This is a genomic window from Streptomyces sp. NBC_00988 (genome assembly GCF_045162645.1).
In the GTDB taxonomy this organism is placed as follows: domain Bacteria; phylum Actinomycetota; class Actinomycetes; order Streptomycetales; family Streptomycetaceae; genus Streptomyces.
In genome coordinates this window covers 438,997-456,976 of the sequence record NZ_CP108730.1, presented here as the reverse complement: position 1 = coordinate 456,976, position 17,980 = coordinate 438,997, and the positions used below count along the sequence as shown (strand labels likewise).

Below are 17,980 nucleotides of genomic sequence, written 5' to 3'. Positions count from 1 at the left end.
GTGCCCGAGTTCGGTGTCCGCAGAGAGCAGGAGGGGAGTGTCCGGCATCGGTGACGGCCTTCGAGCGGAGGTACAGCTCGCGCGGCCGGGGCATGCTCACCACGTCGGTGACCATCCTGCCGTCGGCTTCCGGCACGTCCAGCCTGAGCTCGTCCAACTGGTCTGAGTAGGAGGAGGGTTGGGCCAGCCGTTCCGCATGGATGGAGAGTCTGCTCAGACTGGTCAGATGCGCGAGGTCGGCCGGCCCGGACCCGGTGGCGGCCGAGGCCCGGACCGTCAGCCTGTCTATGCCGTCGGCCGACAGCTGCCGCAGGAACTGCAGGTCCATGGGATCTGCCCCGGTCTGGTTGACGAATGGCCAGACGATCCGATCGGCGGGCACCTCCACGGTGCCGTGCGCGGGGCCCGCCGGTTTCTCGTCGGGGGTCCGGCTCGGAAACACACCGATGCGGCCCGACAGCGTGTCGGGGAAGGTGAGGAGGCGTGGGGGCGGGGGTCCAGCCTTGAGGCGTCGTGTCGACGACCTCAGGTCCCCGAGGACTCGCCGGTGTGCCCTCACCTGACTGAGCGCACACTGAGCAGCGGGTGGAGCTGCGGGAGCAGTTCGTCCTTCTCCATGGCGCCGAGGATCCTCGCAACCGGCACACCGCCAACGGTCGCAAGAAGCGTCGGGACGGCGTCGAGGGCGTACTTTCTACGGGCCTGCTCGGCCTGGTCGTAGTCGAGTTCCAGTGCGCGCAACCTGTCGCCGAGTTCAGCGGAGACTTCTCCCACGATCGGCTTGAGGTTCTTGCCGGGCCCGCACCAGTCGACGTAGACGTCCAGCATTACCGGAACTGGCCAGGGAGCCCCGCGTCACAGGCGCGGTTCCGCCGCTTCCGGCCGGGGCTACCCTCGCTGGCGCGGCGACGACGGGCATCCGGGCCGGCGACGGGATCCGGCCCACCCCGGATGACGGGAGTGGGCCGGACCGCAGCAGCGCTCCGCGGGTCAGCGGACCGTGGTGACCCGGTGCTCCTTCAGCGCGGCGCAGTTGGAGCCCGTCACGTAGACGTACACGTTGTCGATGTGGCCGCCCCAGTCGACGCAGTGGGCCTTGCCTTGGACATAGGCCGGTCCGGCGTACGACGTGTACGCGCCCTCGTCCTGGGCGTACTCGTCGGTGTCGGAGACGTAGATCCACGCCCCCATGTCGCGCGCGGTGCCAGGGTTGGTGCGGATGGTCGCTACGCAGTTCTTGCCGTTGGAAGCGTTGTAGGTCAGGTAGACGGTGCCCTGCGTGCCGACGGGCGCGGAGTTGACGGTCTTGTAGCTGCTTCCACAGACCTTCTGTGCGGTGGTGTTCGGTGCTGCGGAGGCGGGGCCGGCCAGAACGGTCGTCGCGCCGACTGCCAGGGCCGCCATCGCGGTACCGGCGAGAATGGAATGATTGAATATCATATTTCCCCCTTATGGTCTTAGGAGTGGCTTGCTCCTGACAGGTCAGACACGTGCCGGCCAGACAGGGTTGTGACCCTGCACCGGCTTGATCCGGCCGAGTTGACCGGGCGAGCCGGGAACACGGCCGGGTGGCCGTGACCTCGGTGGGCAGGGATGTTGCGGCGGCGCCCAGGCCCGCCGTCCGCGCATCGGGTCACTCCGCGCCGTCACCACCGCGGCCTTCGCCCGAGGACATCGAAAGCCGAGAACGCCAGGCAGGGGCCCGGGTGACCTGTGGCCGCCCGCGCCCGACGCCCCGCCATAGCGGATCCGCCCGACAGCACGACAACGCGTGGACGTCGGCGCATTCTTGCCACAACCCCTCGGCGCACTATGTGTCGAAGGAGTTCACTCAAGTCTGTCCCAGAGCTGGGCGTGACCAGATCACGCGGCGCGGCCCACGCTGGTCAGGTGGGCAGATGCCGAGCGGTCGACCCTGAGGATCTGGCGGAGCAGTGGAAGGCCCGGCACGTGGCAAGGCGCGGGGCTTCGCAGTCCGCGAAGTGTCAGAAGGCTGATCGGTGCGCGAATACGGGGCTGCGAGGCTGCGTCCGGAGAAGTGGTGTAGCCGGGCAGGGTCCCGGAACGCGCGGGTGTCACCAGCCCCAACCGGCAGCTGGAGCCAACGCATAGAGCCTCCACCGATCCCTGAGCGCTTCAGGTGTTCGTGATGTTCAAACGATTCATGAGCTGCTGGCATGCGGGGCGTCCTGGGGCCAGCCGCCTGTTGGCAGGGTTGTCGAACGGTTTGTGGACCATAGCGAGACTGCGGCTCCTACGGATGAGTTCACCCGAGTTGAGGGCTTGGGTGATGCAACCGATCTCGGCACAGCCACCGTGGTGGCCGAGCTGGTTGACCACCCGTCTCGGGACGAGCGGCAGTTCCCTTGTCTCGGAGGGCGAACGGAACTGGCTGGAGCCGTAGTACAGGTTTCCGGATGGGGTCCACAGACCGTTGGCGCCGAGCAGCAGCGTGCGGGGAACTGCCGGGGAACCGGTGACTGCGCTGACGATCGTCTCCCTCGTCTCGCGGACCTTGTACTTCTGCCAGCCCCTGACCGAGGGCCGGTGGGCGTCGCCCAGCCTCTTGAAGTTCTCTGCCAAGTCCAGCGTGTTGAGCTGAGCTTGCCCAGGGGTGTCCTGATGGCGGCGCGCGGCCATGCCAGAGCGGTGTGTATCGGTACTGGATGGATGACCGCTACAGCCCCCTTGCATGTTCTATGGCATACCCCATAAGTTACCGACAGGTAGCCTGCTCGATGGGCCGCCCTGTCGTCGAGAGGTGGTGGGCGGGTGAGTCCGCGCAAGAGTGACAGCCGTGACCGGATGATCCTCAGTGCTGCCGCTCTGCTGCGTGAGTACGGGGCTAGCGCGACCAGCATCGACCGGGTGCTCGCACACAGCGGAGCTCCTCGGGGCTCGGTGTATCACCATTTCCCCGGCGGGCGGACTCAGCTCATCGACGAGGCGGTGGCACTGGCGGGGGACTTCATCGCGGGCCTGATCGACGCTGCCATGCAGGCGGAGGATCCGGTGGAGGCCGTCGACGCGTTCTTCGCGCTGTGGCGCGACCGGCTCGTGGAGAGCGGGTTCCGGGCCGGCTGCCCGATCGTGGCGGTGGCCGTCGAGACCAACGACGATGCACCCCAGCTCGCTCTCTCGGCAGCCGCTGTCTTCGCCCGCTGGCAGGAGGCCCTCGCGGTCCTGTTCGTCCGGCACGGCCTGACCGAGGAACGCAGCCGCCGGCTGGGCGCCTTCGTCATCGCCGCGGTCGAAGGCGCGGTGATCATGTGCCGGGCCGAGCAGAGCACCGCCCCTATCGAGGCAGCCGCCGCCGAGATCCACGACCTGCTCCTCCACACCCTGCGCGACCGCCCCAGGACCGCCGAATCATGGCCCCGGCCATAGCCCGCAGCCACATCACCCAGTCAACTCAGCTCGAAGGGAACGCCATGCCCTCACTCGACCGCCACGACAATGTCTTCGTCCTCGACCTCGGAGATGGAGAGAACCGTTTCCACCCCGACTGGCTCACTGCCGTCGGTGCCGCGCTCGACGAGGTGGAGAAGGCGGAAGGCCCCCGTGCCCTGGTCACTGCCGCGACCGGCAAGTTCTACTCCAACGGGCTCGACCTGGACTGGCTGTTCGCCCACGGCGACCAGCACCACGACTATGTCGTCTCGGTCCATGAGCTGCTCGCGCGGATGCTGTCGCTGCCGGTCATCACGGTGGCCGCGCTGCAGGGGCACACCTTCGCCGCCGGCGCGATGTTCTCCCTCGCCCACGACTTCCGCGTGATGCGCGCCGACCGCGGCTACTGGTGCCTGCCCGAAGCGGACATCAACATCCCCTTCACCCCCGGCATGGCCGCCCTCATCCAGTCCAGGCTGGCGCCGCAGACCGCCCACGAGGCCATGCTCACCGCCCGCCGCTACGGCGGCTCCGACGCCGTAGCGGCCGGCATCGTCGACCAGTCGGTCGCCGAGGACGCCGTGCGCTCCACCGCCATCGAGATCGCCCAGGCGCAGGTGGCCAAGGCCGGCGACACGCTCGGCACCATCAAGTCCCGCATGTACGCCCCCGCCCTGACCACCCTGCGCGACACCGTCAACCCGCTCGGCTGACCCCACGCCCCACCGAACCCCGCCCACCCGAGCCCCCAGTACGTACGCCAACCCGGCACAGAACCATCCCCGTTGCATCAGCTTCAGCACGCTGATTCAACCGGGAATTGACGACGACACCCTCGACTCCCTGCTTGTTCGCGCGGTGGGTGTGTCCCGCGCCGGTCGCGTCTCTTCGAGTTGGATCGGCACGGGATCCGATGTCCCGTTGAGGAGGGCGTTCGTGTCGCTCTCAGCGGCTGCGGGAGGCCACCCTGAGGTGAGGTGTCGAACCGGCGTGCTGTCAGCCGCAGTTGCAGCCGGTGTCGCTGTTTGTGCTCGCCTCAGCCTTGTTGCTGGTGGGCTTCGTGGCGCGGACGATGGCGGAGTGCATGCCGTCGGCGACCGCGTGGGTGGGGCTGAGTTCGATGTTGGTGAACCCGGCGGCTTCGAAGCTCTGGCGGTACTCGGCGAAGGAGGGGGCTCCGGCGTTACAGCCGACGTAGTCGCCGCGCTCGGCCGCTGATCGGGGGTGAGGGTGTCGTCGGCGACGACACCCGAGATTCCGATCCGGCCGCCGGGCTTGAGGACCGGGATCATCTCGGCGAAGACGGCGGGCTTGTCGGTGGACAGGTTGATGACGCAGTTGGAGATGACGACGTCGATGGTGTTCGCGGGCGGCGGGATGGCCTCGACGGTGCCCTTGAGGAACTCGACGTGGGTAGCGCCGGCCTTTTGCTGATTCTTGAGCGCGAGGGCGAGCATCTCCTCGGTCATGTCGAGCCCGTACGCCTTGCCGGTGGGGCCGACGCGGCGAGCGGAAAGCAGTACGTCGATGCCGCCGCCGGAGCCGGGGTCCAGGACGCGTTCGCCCTCGTGGAGGTCGGCCGCCGCGGTCGGGTTGCCGCAGCCGAGGGAGGCGGCGAGGGCCTCAGCGGGCAGGGTGTCGCGCTCGTCTTCGGTGTACGGGGTGGAGCCGAAGTTGTCGTCGATCTCGATGGCTTCGGGGCTGCAAGAGGCGGTGCTGCCCGCGCCAGTCGACCATTTCCATAAACCATGAATATAAAAAGGCTATGCTTCGAGCGTGAGTCGTCAAGACACCGCTCCTGGAGCGTCCGCCGCCATCGGGGCAGCCCTCTACGGCCTGGCCACCAGGGCCGCGAGACGCCTGCCCCGGGACATGAGCCTGACGTCCGCCGCCACCCTGGCCACCCTGGACCGGACCGGTCCGCGGCGTATCACCGATCTGGCCGGGGTCGAGGGCGTTACCCAGCCCGCGATGACCGCCCTGGTCCGGGTGTTGGAGGAGTCCGGCCTGGTCGAGCGGCGGGGCGAGGTGTCCGACAAGCGGGTCACGCTGGTGTGCCTGACCGAGGCCGGGGCCTCCTATGTCCGGACGTGGCGCCAGGCGGGTGTCCACGCGTTCGAGCGGTTGATCGGCGAGCTCGCCGGCGACGAGGTCGAGGCGCTGGTGGCGGCCCTTCCGGCGCTGAAGCATCTGGCAGAGCTCGAAAGCCAGGACCGCGAAGGGCCCAGGCAGCGACCGGGCAGCCGGTCGGCGGGGTCGCGGTGAAGGCGTTGCCGGTGGCGCGTTCCGAGGCGCGGCTGCTGGTCCCCGCCCTGACGTTCATCGCTCTGGTCGTGGCAGCGGTCGCCAGCCTCGGGACGCCGCTCATCACCAGCGTGGCGACCTCGTTCCACGTCTCCCTCGGCAGCGCGCAGTGGACGCTGACCGTCGCGCTGCTCAGCGGCGCCGTCGCCACGCCGGTCCTGGGCCGGCTCGGAGCCGGCCCGCACCGGCGGGCCACGATCCTCGCCACGCTGACGGTCGTTGTCGCCGGCAGCGCGCTCACCGTGCTGCCGCTGCCGCTGCCGCTGCCGCTGCCGTTCGCGTGGCTGCTGGCCGGCAGGGCGGCCCAGGGCGTCGGGCTCGGGCTGACGGCGCTGATGATGGGCGTGGCCCGGGACCACCTCCCCGAGGAGCGCAGCGCGGCCGTGATCGCCCAGATCTCGGTGGTCTCTATCATCGGGGCCGGCGTCGGCTACCCGCTGGCCGCACTGCTCGCCGAACTCGGCGGGGTACGGGCCGCCTACGGCCTCGGCCTGGTCGTCACCGCCGCCGCCCTCCTGACCGCGTGGCGCTCCATGCCCGAAGCCCCCGAAGGCCGCTCCGCCCACGTGGACGTGGCAGGCGCGGTCGTCCTGGCCGCTGCGCTGCTCCTGGTGCTGTTCCTCGCCGGCGAACGGAATCTGTGGAGCCGGCACCTTGCCGTGGCGGCGGGCCTCGCCGTCGTCGCGGTGGTGCTGCTCCGCGTCTGGGCCGTCATCGAGCTGCGCAGCACGACGCCCCTGGTCGATGTGCGGGCGGTGCGGCACCCGGCGGTCGCCGGGGCGAACCTCGCCATGTTCGTCGGCGGGATCGGCATGTACCTCCTGCTCACGCTCATCACCCGGTACGCGCAGACGCCGCACGGCGCCGGCTACGACTTCGGGCTGACGACCTTCGTCGCCGGGCTGGTCCTCATCCCGTTCTCGGTGCTGGGGTTCGTCGCCGGCAAGCTCACGCCGCGGGTCCGGACGCGGATCGCCGACCCCTTGCTCCTGGCCAGCAGCGCCGTCGTGGTCGGTGGCGGGTTCGCCCTGTTCGCGGCGGCCCGGTCGGACCTGGCCGAACTGTTCGCGGCGATGGGCGTGCTCGGCGTCGGCGGCTTCTCGGCCGCGATGCCCGGCGTCATCCTGGCCGTCACCCCCAAGAGCGAGACGTCGAGCGCCATGAGTTTCAACTACGTCGTCCGCAGCGTCGGGTACTCCCTGGGCAGCGCCATCGGTGGCCTGATCCTCGCCGCGGGCACCGGCCCCGGCCACCTCTTCCCCGACGACAGCGCCTACACCACTGCGGCGCTGGTCGGCATCGGCGCCATGGCGATCACGACGCTGACAAGCCTCGCTCTCGCCCGCCGACGCTTATCCGAGACCAACCCGTAAGTCAGATGCACTCATCCCAACACTGGAGGTTCCATGCCCAAGGGCTACTGGGTCAGCGCCTACCGCACCATTTCAGACCCTGAGAAGCTGGCTGCCTACAACAAGCTGGCCGCTGCGGCCGTCAAGGCCGGGGGCGGCCGGGTCCTCGTCCGTGGCGGTCGGGCCGTGGCGCATGACGCCGGAATCGCCGAGCGCACCGTCCTGATCGAGTTCGACAGCTTCGAGCAGGCCGTCGCGGCACACGAGAGTGCGGCCTACCAGGAGGCGCTGGCCGCACTTGCTGACGGCGTCGAGCGCGACTTCCGCATCGTCGAAGGCATCGACTGACCGAGGTCCAGCCGGATCTTCGCTGAAGATCCACCATCTTGGTTTTCGCCGGTGCGGCTGCTGGTGTGGCGGGGCTCGTGGGTGCTCGCGCTGAGCGCGGGCGGCTGTCTTCGGTCTTGATCGTCTGTCGGCGGTCGAGTGCGAGGTTCGTGAGGACGAGCAGGGCACGTCACCGAACCCGGTGGCGGCAGTGATCGACTCCCCGTCCGTCAAGGTCGCGGCCACCGTCCCGCGCTCCACGTCCGGATACGACGCCGGACAAGACGCCGGGCCGGAAGAGGCACATAATCGTGGACCTCGAAGGGCTCCCGCTGTTCGTGATGGTCACTCCGGCCGACATGCACGACGGCGTCGCCGCCCGTGAGGCCTTCTTCCGGCTCCGGCTGATGCACCTCGAAATCACCATCGTCTGGGCCGACTTGACCTACGCGGGCACCCTCGTGGCCTGGGCCAAGTCCTTCCTCCACCTGACGATCAAGACCGTGAGCAGGCACAAGGGCGCCAAGGGCTTCGTGATCCTGCCCAGGCGTTGGGCGGCAGAGAGGTCACTGGCCTGGTTGTCGCATGCGCGTCGGAACGTGCGCGACTACGAGACCCGGCCTGAGCACTCCGAGGCGGTGCTGACCCTCGCCTCGATCACGCTCATGACCCGCGGGCTTACCCGGCCCGCCGTCCCGCCCAACGCATCCATGCCCCGATGTGCCGAACCCGTCCACGCTGCTTGAGGCGTCCCAGGCATGACGCCGACCAAGCCTGGTGCCGGCATGTTCGCCTGAGTCATGTCCCCAGATCCTCCGTCACGGGCAGGCACTCGGCGAGCAGGTCGACGACGTCGCGCCAGGCTCGCTGCGCGTGCCGCGGGTGGTAGCCGACGCCGGGGACCGTGGGGTGGTCGACCGGCGGATGGTGGAAGGCGTGCAAGGCGCCGCCGTAGACCGCGAGGCGCCAGTCGACGCCCGCGGCCTGCATCTCAGCGGTGAACGCGTTGCGTTGCGCGGGCGGCATGATCGGGTCTTCCGAACCGACCCCGGCCCACACCGGGCAGCGAATACGCGCTGCCTCGCCCGGTCGGCCCGTGATCAGTGCGTTGACTGTCCCGATCGCGCGCAGGTTGACGCCGTCGCGCCCGAGTTCCAGCCCGACGGCGCCCCCGGTGCCGTAGCCGACGACGGCGATCCGGTCGGAATCGGTCCGCGGTTCGGTGCACAACACGTCGAGCGCCGCATGGCCGATGCTCCGCATCCGGCCGGGATCGGCGAGCAGTGGCAGGCAACGGGCCAGCATCTCCTCGGGGTCGCTCAAATAGCGCCCGCCGTGGAGGTCGAAGGCCAGCGCTATGTATCCCAGCTCGGCCAGAGCATCGGCCCGGCGGCGCTCGACGTCGCTGAGCCCCATGCCCTCTGGCCCGAGCAGCACTGCGGGTCGGCGGTCGACACCGGCCGGGAGCGCGAGGTGCCCGATCATCGTCAGACCGTCGGCCGGGTACTCGACCGTACGCGTCGTAATCGTCGTCATGAGACGGGACTGTAGTGATCGTCGAGCCCGGTCCGGCCGCCGTTCTGCCGCTGGCAGAGCAGCGCGGGTATCCCCCTGAAATACGACGAGGGCTCAAAAGAACCATCACAAACCTCGTCCCCACGGCGGCTATCCATCCCGTTGGCCCTTTGACCCGTATCTCGGTCAGACCTCTCACCGGTTTGAAGATGGGTTCTCAACCCGCTCCGGTGACCGGTCAGTCGGCTGCCCTCGAAGAAGGCACCGCTCGTGTGTGAAACCGTCTCCGGCAAGCCGTCCGTGCTGTTCGTGTGCGTGCACAACGCCGGACGCTCCCAGATGGCCGCCGCCTTCCTCACGCACCAGTCCGCTGGCCGGGTGGAGGTCCGTTCGGCCGGGTCCGCCCCGGCCGAGACCGTGAACCCGGCGGTCAGCGAGGCGACGGCCGAGGCCGGGATCGATCTGTCCGCCGAGGTGCCCGAGGTGCTGACCATCGAAGCGGTCCAGGCGTCCGACTTGGTGATCACGATGGGGTGGGGGGATGCCTGCCCGGTCTTCCCGGGCAAGCGGTATCGGGACTGGAAGCTCGACGGATCCGGCTGGTCAGGGCGTCGAGGCGGTCTGCTCGATCCGGGACGAGATCGAGGCGCGCGTCCGCACTCTGCTCGCCGATCTCCTTCCCGTGCAGTGACGCCTCGCCGGTACGTCAGCTGCAGGAGCCGATGGTCTGGCCGCCACGGGGAACAGCAGCGAGGCGGGCCCCAGTTGGCGTGCCGGTAGCGGCCTGAGGACTCCGCTGGCGGATGATCTCTTCGTGCTGGGCGGCGATGCGGAACAGCGCGAGGATCTTGAACTCGCTCAGTTTCTCGATCGCCTCGCTCTGACGAGCCGCACGTTCCCGCAGAGCGTCGATCTCGGCTTTCGGACGGGCGATCTGGGCATCCCGGGGGTCCGGGAGGGTGCCCGCCTCGTGCAGTGCCTTCAGGCGGCGTACGAAGTCCTCGGCAAGATGCTGGTGGGCCCTCCCACACCGGACGGACATGCGCCCCAGAAGTCTTACAACGGCTAACACATAGTCGAGCCGGGAACCGCACCTACAGGTATCCCGGCTCGCCGTTGGCCACGAACCGTTTCAGGGATTGCTCCAGCAGCTCCAGAAACTGCGGCAGATCAACCTCGCCATGCTCGACGCCTGCGAACTCGCCCTCGCCATCGCGAACCACCACAGCATCGACGACGCCGTCCACGCCTACGAGAAGACGATGCTGCCCCGCTCCCATGAGATGCAGCAGCTTCTCGACAACGGTGCCGAGGCGCTGCTCTTCACCGACCTGCTCGACTTCGCCAACGACGACAGCGACTGACCCGCCGAGTCGTGTCCTTCATGTCCGCCACGCCGAGGCTGCCCTCCGACCTGGGGGGACAGGCTCGGCCCGCGATTACGGTGCGGCAACGCTGGCCGCGGGACTGGCCCGCGGCCACGGAGCCGTGATGGGAGACCTGCCCCTTCGTCAGCTCTCGTTGGGGCGGGACCCGGCCAGCCCCGTACGGAAGGCGACGGCCGCGGCCTCGGTGCGCGTCGCCGCGCCCAGCTTCGTCAGGATGTGGGAGACATGTACGCCCGCTGTGCTCGGCGAGATGTGCAGCCGGGCGGCGATCTGTCGGTTGCTCAGCCCTTCGGCGATCAACCGGAGCACCTCAAGCTCACGTTCCGTCAGCCCGTGCTGGGCGGGCCGCGGCCGTAGGAGCTGCGTTATCTGCCGGGCCAGCGGTGCGGCGCGCAGCTCTTCGGCCAACCGGGCGGCCTCTCTGAGGCGGGCCGTCGCGCCGGGCCGGTCGCCTGCGGCCAGCAGGGTGTGCGCGCTGTGGAACAAGCACAGCGCCAGCTCGTACGGCTGCCGCAGCCGGCGCCAGGAGTCCACCGCGTGGTCCCAGCCGTCGTTCTCGATCAGTGCCCGGAGCATGGTCCGCCAGGCCCGGTCGAGTACCCCGTCGACGCCCAGCGCGGCGTCGGCCGCGGCGAGTTGGGCCTGCCGGGCAGCGACCCTTTCCCGCAGTTCCCGGTCGGCGCGTGCGGACAGCCGGGCCTGCTGCACCAGGGCGCCGGCGACCAGGACCGGCCGGGCGTCGCTGCTGTAGATCCGGGTGAGCGCCGGGTCGGTCAGCGCCCGGTCCAGGAGCAGATCGGCCCGCTCCGGGTCGCCCTGTGCGACGGCGAGCAGGCACAGCAACTGATGGCGGGCGAAGAGGTTTCCGCTGTCGGAGTTCTCAGCGGCCGCGGCCTCGGCCGCCGCCGCCAAGTCACCGCGCAGCAGCGACAGATGGCCGACGAGGGTACGCAGACCCCGCCGCGACTGCGGTGGCGCGCCCGCTCGGAGGCCCTCTTCCAGCACGGCGGTCGCCTCGTCCCACCGCCCGGCCAGGATCAGGCCGCTTCCCGCGTAGCGGGCGAGTTCGGCCCCACGGCTGCGGCCGAGACCGTACCGGCGGGCGAGGCGGACCCCGTCGCCGGCGACCTCGACGGTGCGCTGGTGGTCGCCCGCTCTGGTGTGCAGCACGGCCTCGTACATGGGCACGGTCATCAACAGGTCGCTGCTGTCGAGCCGTTCGGCGAGCGCGCGGGCCTCGGTCAGCATTCCGAAGTCGCCGGTCATCGATCCGACGCCCAGTAGCCCGCGAATGGTGACCGTGGCGTCACCGGTGGCCCGGCCGATGGCAAGCGCCTCCTGGAACGGCGCGTGGGCCCGGTCCACCTCGGGCAGAAGGCCCATCGCCAGCACGCCGAGCAGCCGACCCCGCTGGGAACTGCCGGCAGGAAGCAGGTCCAGGGCGTGTTCCCAGTCGGAGACACCGGTGGTGTCCAGCCGGTGCCGCAACCTGCCCCGGTGTTCAAGGAGCAAGGCGGCCCGCTCGGGCTCGCGCCGCTCGTCCACCGCCGCCAGCCCGGCGGTGGCGTGCTCGATGCCGCGGGCGTAGTCGCCGCTGAGCATGCATGCCTCGGCGGCGTCGGTCAGCACACCGACCAGGTCGGTGCCCAGCCGGACGTCCGGATCCCACAGGTCGAGGACCATGCCGAGCAGACGGACCTGCTCGGCGTAGGCGTAGGACCTGCGTGCCTGACCGGCGGCCAGGTGGGCGGCCGACAGCGCGAGGCCGTGGTCCCCGGCGGCGTGGGCGTGCGCGGCCAGCTCCGCCGGGGCACCGCGGTCGCGCAGCGCCTCGGCGTAGCGGGAGTGCAGGCGCGCCCGCTCGCCGGGCAGCAGATCCTCGTACACCGCGTCCCGGATCAGGGCGTGGCGAAACGCGTAGCCGTCGCCGGCCGTGACGAGCAGGCTGCGGTCGACGAGCTCACGCAGCAGGGCATCCAGCTCGGCCCCGTCCTGCCCGGCCACCTCGGCCAGCAGGCGGTGGTCGACCCGCCCGCCCGCGACGGAGGCGATGCGTAGCAGTTCGCGAGCCGGGCTGCGCAGCGACCGAGGGCCGTCCAACAGCAGTTCGCGCGCGCCGTCCGGGGTCCGCTCGCCGACGCGGGCAAGGGCCTCGACGAACAGCGGGTTGCCGTCGCTGCGTTCATGGACGCGGCCCACGGTGGCCCGGTCCGGTTCGGCGCCGAGGATGGCGGCCAACTGGCGGCCCACGTCGCGTTCGTCGAGGTGGTCGAGGTGCAGCCGGGCGGTGCCCGGACGGCGTGCGAGCTCCGACAGCAGGGGCCCGGCCTCGGGCGGCCGGTAGGTGAGCACGAGGAGCACCCCGGGCTGGGTCAGGTTCCTGGCCAGGAAGCCGAGCAGTTCGCAGGTGGCGGAGTCCGCCCAGTGCAGGTCCTCGATCGAGACGACGAGCGGCCGGCCGGCGGCCACCCGTTCGATCAGCGTCAGCGCCTCCTCGTACAGCCGGTGCTTGCCGCCCTCGGTGTCGTCGTCCGTCTCGCCCAGTTCGGGGAACCAGCGGGCCAGCCAGCGGTAGGGACCCGGCGTGACGCCCTCGACCCGGATCAGTGAGCGCAGGACGGTCACGAACGGCGCGTACGGCAGGGAGTCACGGCCCAGTTCCGCGCAGACGCCCCCGACCACCCGTACCCCCGGGTCCAGCGACCGTGCGAACTCGGCGAGCAGCCGAGACTTGCCGATCCCGGCCTCCCCGGCCACCAGCGCCACGGCCGGCCCCTCCTCGACAGCCGTGTCCAAAGCCGCCGCAAGCTGTGCCAACTCCTCGCTCCGGCCGACGAACACCGGACTGACCACGCGCTGCGCCACCACGACGCCAGCATATAAATAGGGAGATCGCTCGATGTGCCGTGGCTGTTTACCCGGCCACGCTCGAAGCATGACGACGACCCACCCGATACGGACCATCGCCGCCAACGAGCTCGACTCATGGGCTCGGATGGTCACCACGACCTATGGCCAGGACTGGCAGGAGGGCGGCCTCCGGAACGCCGCCTCCTCACTCGAACCCGACCGCACGATCGCCGCCTACGACGGCCAGGAGATCGTCGCCGGCGCATCGATCTACGGCCGTGTCATGACGGTCCCCGGCGGGGCCACGCCCGTCGCCGGCATCACGCTGGTCGCGGTCCTGCCCACCCACCGGCGTCGCGGCATCCTCACCGCGATGATGCGCAAGCAGCTCACCGACCTGCACGACACGGGCGGCGAACCGGTCGCCGCGCTCAACGCCGCCGAAGCCACGATCTACGGCCGCTTCGGGTACGGCATCGCCAGCCACGTGGCCGAACTCCGGGGAGACAAGCGGTTCATGGCCCTGCGCCCCGGTACCGACCTCGGCGACGGGACGGTCCGCCTGCTCGGCCGCGAGGAGGCCCGGCCACTCCTGGAGAAGGTCTACGAGACCGTGCGCGGCACCGCCGTCGGATGGGTCGACCGGACGGAGAAGTTCTGGGAGGCGCGGCTGGCCGACCACGAGCGCGCACGCGACGGCGGTACGGCGCTGCGCTTCGCCGTCCATCTGGAGCCAGGCGGAGCGGCCACCGGCTACGCCGTCTATCGCTCCAAGCCGGGTTCGGTACAGGTCATCGAGGTCGCGGCCGGCTCCCGACCGTCGTACGCCGCCCTGTGGCGCTTCCTCATCGACCTCGACGCCCACGCCGGCCTCACCTACGACGGCGCCGTCGACGAACCATTGCTGCAGCTGCTGACCGACCCGCGCGCGGCCCGCACCACCGTGACCGACAACCTCTGGGTCCGCCTGGTGGACATCGACCGGGCGCTGACCGCACGCCGCTACTCGACTCCGCTGGATCTGGTCCTGGAGGTCCAGGACACGTTCTGCCCGTGGAACGCCGGACGCCACCACCTGTCGGCCGCCGGCGACTCCGTCACGTGTGAACCCACGAGGGCCCGGGCCGACTTGAGAGTGACCTCCACGGAACTGGGCGCGGCCTATCTGGGCGGCACCACCCTGTCGTCGCTGGCAGCGGCGGGCCGCGTCGAGGAACTGCGGCGGGGTGCGGTCACCGCAGCCTCACTCGCCTTCCGCGGCGAACGCGCACCGTTCCACCCCTCGGGCTGGGCCTTTCCCGCCTTCTGACCGCTGTCCGGCCGAGGCCACCACGCCACGTGGCCCGCACATGAAGGAGACACACATGGACACGCACCGGCTCGGCCGCACCGAGGTCGAGGTCACTCAACTGGGCTTCGGCGGCGGCCCGTTGGGCGGCCTGTTCGAACCACTGGACGACGCCACCGCAGCCCGGGCCCTCGACGCCGCCTGGGAATCGGGCATCCGCTACTTCGACACCTCACCGCACTACGGCATCGGCCACTCCGAACGCCGCATCGGAGACCTGCTGCGCGGCAAGCCCCGGGCCGAGTTCACCCTGTCCACCAAGGTCGGCCGACTGCTCGTACCGCAGGACCCGCGGGGACGGACGGACGAGTCCTTCGCCGTCCCGGCCACCCACCGCCGCGTATGGGACTTCACCCGCGACGGCATCCGCCGCAGCGTCGAGGACTCCCTCGACCGCCTCGGTCTCGACCGGATCGACATCCTCTATCTGCACGACGCCGAACAGCACTTCGAAGAGGCGCTGCGGCACGGCTACCCCGCCCTCGCCGAACTGCGCGCCGAGGGCGTGGTCGGAGCGATCGGCGCGGGCATGTACCACCCCGGCAAGCTCACCCGCCTGGTGCATGAGGCCGACCCCGACGTGGTGATGCTCTCCGGCCGCCACACCCTGCTGGACCACAGCGCCCTGGACGAACTGCTGCCGGCCTGCGTCGAGCACGGGGTGTCGGTGGTGGCCGCCTCCGTCTTCAACTCCGGCCTCCTGGCCACCGACCGCCCGGTGGCGGGGGCCCGGTACGACTACGGCCCCGCCGGCCCCGAACTGCTGGAGCGGGTCCACCGGATCGCCGACATCTGCGAGGCGCATGGAGTGACGGTCCCACAGGCTGCCATGGCCTTCCCTCTGCTCCACCCCGCGGTCGCCTGCATCGCGGTCGGCATGCGTAACGAACAGGAGGTACGGCGCAACATCGCCGCGTTCGCCGCCCCCGTTCCACCGGAGCTCTGGATCGACCTGCTCGGCTACGGCCTCCTGGACGAACGCGCTCTGCTGCCCACGGCAGGGTGACTCACCCTCGCCGACCGCACCGAACTGCTCGACCTGCTGCGGTCTCCGCCGTATCGAGCGCCGCGCGACCGGTGACCTCTCGCGGGAAAGTCGGCCTGTCCCAGGCGAGTTCACGCGCCATGTGCACCTGGTCCGGCCCGAGAAGCGGTTCCGGCGCCGCCCCTGCCTCCGCGGTCAGCCAGGGTTCGGGTCCCATGAGTTGGTCGCACGAGCCGCCCCGGTGACGGGAGACGTGCAAGGAGGAGTTCGCCCACCGGGATCTGCGGGACCTGCTGAGGATCGTCCGGGCGATGCCCCGGCGCGTGCGGCACCACCTGCGGGCGAGCGAGTGAGGCTGTTGTTGTGTGGGGCGCCTGCCGGGCATCTTCCCCGGTCAGGCGCCCATTTCCTGTGCTTGGAAGAAGCCCAGCATCTTCGGCGAGTACGACACCAGGAGGTTCTTGGTCTGCTGGTGGTACAGCCGTTGCATGCGTCTGACGCGTAAATAGCAGCAGGTCAGGGTGGGTGTGGGCAGGGCTGGGTGCCCGGTGGCCGTAAAAGGTCGCTGGGTGTCCGGGACTGCCGGTCAGACTGCGGTCTCCCGCGGGTTGAGGGTGACGGTGTATCCGAGCTGGTTGAGTGCGGTGATCGCGCGGCGGGTGGCCCGTTCGGGATCACGTTGGGTGAAGTAGGTGCCGCCGAGTTCCTGGTAGCCGACGTGATCGCTCAGCATGTGCCAGATCGCGGTGATGATCGAGTGCTCGACGGCGACCAGTGCCCTGAGCGGGCCGCGGCGTGCGGTCAGCCGCTTGTAACGGGCGGCGAGGTAGGTTTCCTTGGTTCTCACCGCGCCGAACGCGGCGAGGCCGAGAGCGCCTTTGAGATATGGATTTCCGGGGCGGACCTTCGTGTTCTTGGTGCGGCCGGCCGACTCGTGGTGGCCGGGGCAGACCCCGGCCCAGGAAGCGAGGTGTTTGGCGGAGGCGAACCGGCTCATGTCGCCGCCGGTCTCCGCGATGATCACTTCGGCGACGGCCTGGTTGATGCCGGGGATGGTGTCGAGCAGGTCGAGGGCGCCGCGAAAGGGGGCCATCGCCTCTTCGATGCGTTCGCTGAGCTGGTCGATCATCGTGGTGAGCTGGTCGTACTGGTCCAGGTGGAGGCGGGTCAGGAACGCGTGGTGTTCGCGGAAGCGTCCGGTCAGGGCCTCGGTGAGTTCAGGGATCTTGTTGCGGAGCCTGCGTTTGGCCAGGTCCGCGAGGGTCTGGGGGTCGCCTTCGCCGCGGATGAGGGCTTCGAGCATGGCCCGGCCGGAGACGCCCATGATGTCGGAGGCGACCGCGGACAGTTTGATGCCGGTGTCCTCCAGCAGTTTCTCCAGCCGCTGGACCACACGGCTTCGTTCACGGGTGGCGGTGGTCCGGGCCCGGGTCAGGTCCCGCAACTCGCGCACCGGCTGAGGCGGGACGAAGGAGGGCCTGACCAGTCCGTGGGCGCCGAGCTGGGCCAGCCAGGCCGCGTCCGAGACGTCCGTCTTGCGGCCTGGCAGGTTCTTGACCTGCCGGGCGTTGACCAGGATCACGTTCAGGCCCTCGGACAGCACGTAGTGGAACGGCTTCCAGTAGTCCGAGGTCGCCTCGATCACCACCAGCGTCACCCGTGCGGCGAGCAGATGGTCCCGCAGATCCAGGACCGCGTTCGTCGTCGATCCCCACGTCGTGGTCTCGGTCGTGAAGGACCCCCGCCGCTTCGGACTCGGGGTGCGGATGCAGACCTTGGCGTCCTTCTTGCTGATGTCGAGGCCGGCGCAGCGTTCGTGCAGCACGTCCACGGTCTTGCTCCCTCCCTCGCCGGACGGACCCGTATGCCGTTCCGGGAGGGCCAAGGTGAATCAGGAATTCTGACGCACGTGCTCACAGCAACACTCCACGGTTCCCGTGGACGGCCCCCAGTACCACGCTGACCTGCGAGCTCACCGGCATCACAGAAGCACCGGTTTCGGCCGGAACGAACCCCTCCAGCGTCCCGGACCGACATCGGCCCACGTCAGGGCAGACAGAAGCATCTCCGGCGCGCGCCACGGGATTTACCACGCCCCCGGCGCGCACCGAAGGTGCGCTGAGTCGCTGACCTGTATAAATGCGCCGTCGGTAGGGGAGGTGGCAGGCTCCGGCCCGCGTATGGTCCGGATCTTGGTGGGCGACGCAGCGGTAGTTCGGGCGGCGTCTGTCGGCGGGCCGGAGTGGGGTTGCTTCGCAATGCGGGCGAGGGATCGCCCCAGCGTGCCCTTGGCGCCGTTGACGCTGCGGGGGCTCGTGCAGCGCCAAGACGCGACGACGGCGTGAGCGACCGGGGACGCCCAGAGCTGCGGTTCCCCGAGGTTTGCCGCAGGTAACCAGGACAGGGAGATGGCGCCGCGGCCGGGCGCCGCCGGACCGTCCAACCGTGAACCAGCCACGAGCAGCCAGTTCGCGCGGACATCGGGGCACACCGAACAGCGCCCCATGCTCGGACTTGCGCG

15 protein-coding genes and 3 pseudogenes are annotated in these 17,980 nt (G+C 70.0%); 10 read left to right on the top strand and 8 right to left on the bottom strand.

Annotated elements, in window-relative coordinates:
- Positions 1 to 555 precede the first annotated feature (555 nt).
- The 3 genes from OG496_RS02110 to OG496_RS02100 form a co-directional block, all read right to left on the bottom strand.
- Positions 556 to 828: a thioredoxin family protein gene (locus tag OG496_RS02110; RefSeq protein WP_405969294.1), complete on the bottom strand. Its 273-nt coding sequence runs from the start codon at positions 826 to 828 to the stop codon at positions 556 to 558.
- Between the two features lie 162 nt (positions 829 to 990).
- Positions 991 to 1,440, bottom strand: coding sequence for a spore-associated protein (locus tag OG496_RS02105; protein WP_405969293.1), 450 nt, complete (start codon positions 1,438 to 1,440; stop codon positions 991 to 993).
- Between the two features lie 696 nt (positions 1,441 to 2,136).
- Positions 2,137 to 2,640, bottom strand: a complete 504-nt coding sequence (locus OG496_RS02100; RefSeq protein ID WP_405969292.1) for a hypothetical protein — start codon at positions 2,638 to 2,640, stop codon at positions 2,137 to 2,139.
- 132 nt (positions 2,641 to 2,772) lie between these two features.
- Here OG496_RS02100 and OG496_RS02095 point away from each other — a divergent pair, with 132 nt between their 5' ends.
- Entirely contained in the window at positions 2,773 to 3,387 is a 615-nt protein-coding gene (locus tag OG496_RS02095) for a TetR/AcrR family transcriptional regulator (RefSeq protein ID WP_405969291.1), read from the top strand.
- A 44-nt stretch (positions 3,388 to 3,431) separates the two neighbouring features.
- Entirely contained in the window at positions 3,432 to 4,103 is a 672-nt protein-coding gene (locus tag OG496_RS02090; protein WP_405976544.1) for an enoyl-CoA hydratase-related protein, read from the top strand.
- Between the two features lie 283 nt (positions 4,104 to 4,386).
- Here the strand turns inward: OG496_RS02090 and OG496_RS02085 are convergent.
- Positions 4,387 to 5,111 (bottom strand): annotated as a pseudogene (locus OG496_RS02085) (methyltransferase domain-containing protein); the annotation flags it as partial.
- Positions 5,112 to 5,166: 55 nt separating this feature from the next.
- On the opposite strand from OG496_RS02085, the gene OG496_RS02080 reads away from it, so the two are divergent.
- The 4 genes and pseudogenes from OG496_RS02080 to OG496_RS02065 form a co-directional block, all read left to right on the top strand.
- Positions 5,167 to 5,655: a MarR family winged helix-turn-helix transcriptional regulator gene (locus OG496_RS02080; RefSeq protein ID WP_405969290.1), complete on the top strand. Its 489-nt coding sequence runs from the start codon at positions 5,167 to 5,169 to the stop codon at positions 5,653 to 5,655.
- Positions 5,656 to 5,666: 11 nt separating this feature from the next.
- Entirely contained in the window at positions 5,667 to 7,067 is a 1,401-nt protein-coding gene (locus tag OG496_RS02075) for an MFS transporter (protein WP_405969289.1), read from the top strand.
- Between the two features lie 33 nt (positions 7,068 to 7,100).
- Positions 7,101 to 7,394, top strand: a complete 294-nt coding sequence (locus OG496_RS02070) for a DUF1330 domain-containing protein (protein ID WP_405969288.1) — start codon at positions 7,101 to 7,103, stop codon at positions 7,392 to 7,394.
- Between the two features lie 130 nt (positions 7,395 to 7,524).
- Positions 7,525 to 8,059 (top strand): annotated as a pseudogene (locus OG496_RS02065) (transposase); the annotation flags it as partial.
- 112 nt (positions 8,060 to 8,171) lie between these two features.
- Here OG496_RS02065 and OG496_RS02060 read toward each other — a convergent pair.
- The gene (locus tag OG496_RS02060) at positions 8,172 to 8,909 is read right to left on the bottom strand and encodes a dienelactone hydrolase family protein (protein WP_405969287.1); all 738 of its coding nucleotides are present in this window, start codon (positions 8,907 to 8,909) and stop codon (positions 8,172 to 8,174) included.
- 318 nt (positions 8,910 to 9,227) lie between these two features.
- Between OG496_RS02060 and OG496_RS02055 the strand changes: the two are divergent.
- Positions 9,228 to 9,579: pseudogene (locus OG496_RS02055) on the top strand (arsenate reductase ArsC).
- Between the two features lie 15 nt (positions 9,580 to 9,594).
- Here the strand turns inward: OG496_RS02055 and OG496_RS02050 are convergent.
- Positions 9,595 to 9,930, bottom strand: coding sequence for a hypothetical protein (locus OG496_RS02050; RefSeq protein ID WP_405969286.1), 336 nt, complete (start codon positions 9,928 to 9,930; stop codon positions 9,595 to 9,597).
- Between the two features lie 97 nt (positions 9,931 to 10,027).
- Here OG496_RS02050 and OG496_RS02045 point away from each other — a divergent pair, with 97 nt between their 5' ends.
- Positions 10,028 to 10,252 (top strand): hypothetical protein, encoded by a 225-nt coding sequence (locus OG496_RS02045; protein WP_405969285.1) that lies wholly within the window; start codon positions 10,028 to 10,030, stop codon positions 10,250 to 10,252.
- 147 nt (positions 10,253 to 10,399) lie between these two features.
- Here the strand turns inward: OG496_RS02045 and OG496_RS02040 are convergent, their stop codons facing one another.
- On the bottom strand, positions 10,400 to 13,144 hold the full coding sequence (locus OG496_RS02040; protein ID WP_405969284.1) for an ATP-binding protein: 2,745 nt from the start codon (positions 13,142 to 13,144) through the stop codon (positions 10,400 to 10,402).
- 67 nt (positions 13,145 to 13,211) lie between these two features.
- On the opposite strand from OG496_RS02040, the gene OG496_RS02035 reads away from it, so the two are divergent.
- On the top strand, positions 13,212 to 14,435 hold the full coding sequence (locus OG496_RS02035; protein WP_405969283.1) for a GNAT family N-acetyltransferase: 1,224 nt from the start codon (positions 13,212 to 13,214) through the stop codon (positions 14,433 to 14,435).
- Between the two features lie 55 nt (positions 14,436 to 14,490).
- Entirely contained in the window at positions 14,491 to 15,480 is a 990-nt protein-coding gene (locus OG496_RS02030) for an aldo/keto reductase (protein ID WP_405969282.1), read from the top strand.
- A gap of 565 nt (positions 15,481 to 16,045) precedes the next feature.
- On the opposite strand, the gene OG496_RS02025 is transcribed toward OG496_RS02030, so the two are convergent.
- Positions 16,046 to 17,290, bottom strand: coding sequence for an IS110 family transposase (locus tag OG496_RS02025; RefSeq protein WP_405969281.1), 1,245 nt, complete (start codon positions 17,288 to 17,290; stop codon positions 16,046 to 16,048).
- Between the last annotated feature and the right edge of the window lie 690 nt (positions 17,291 to 17,980).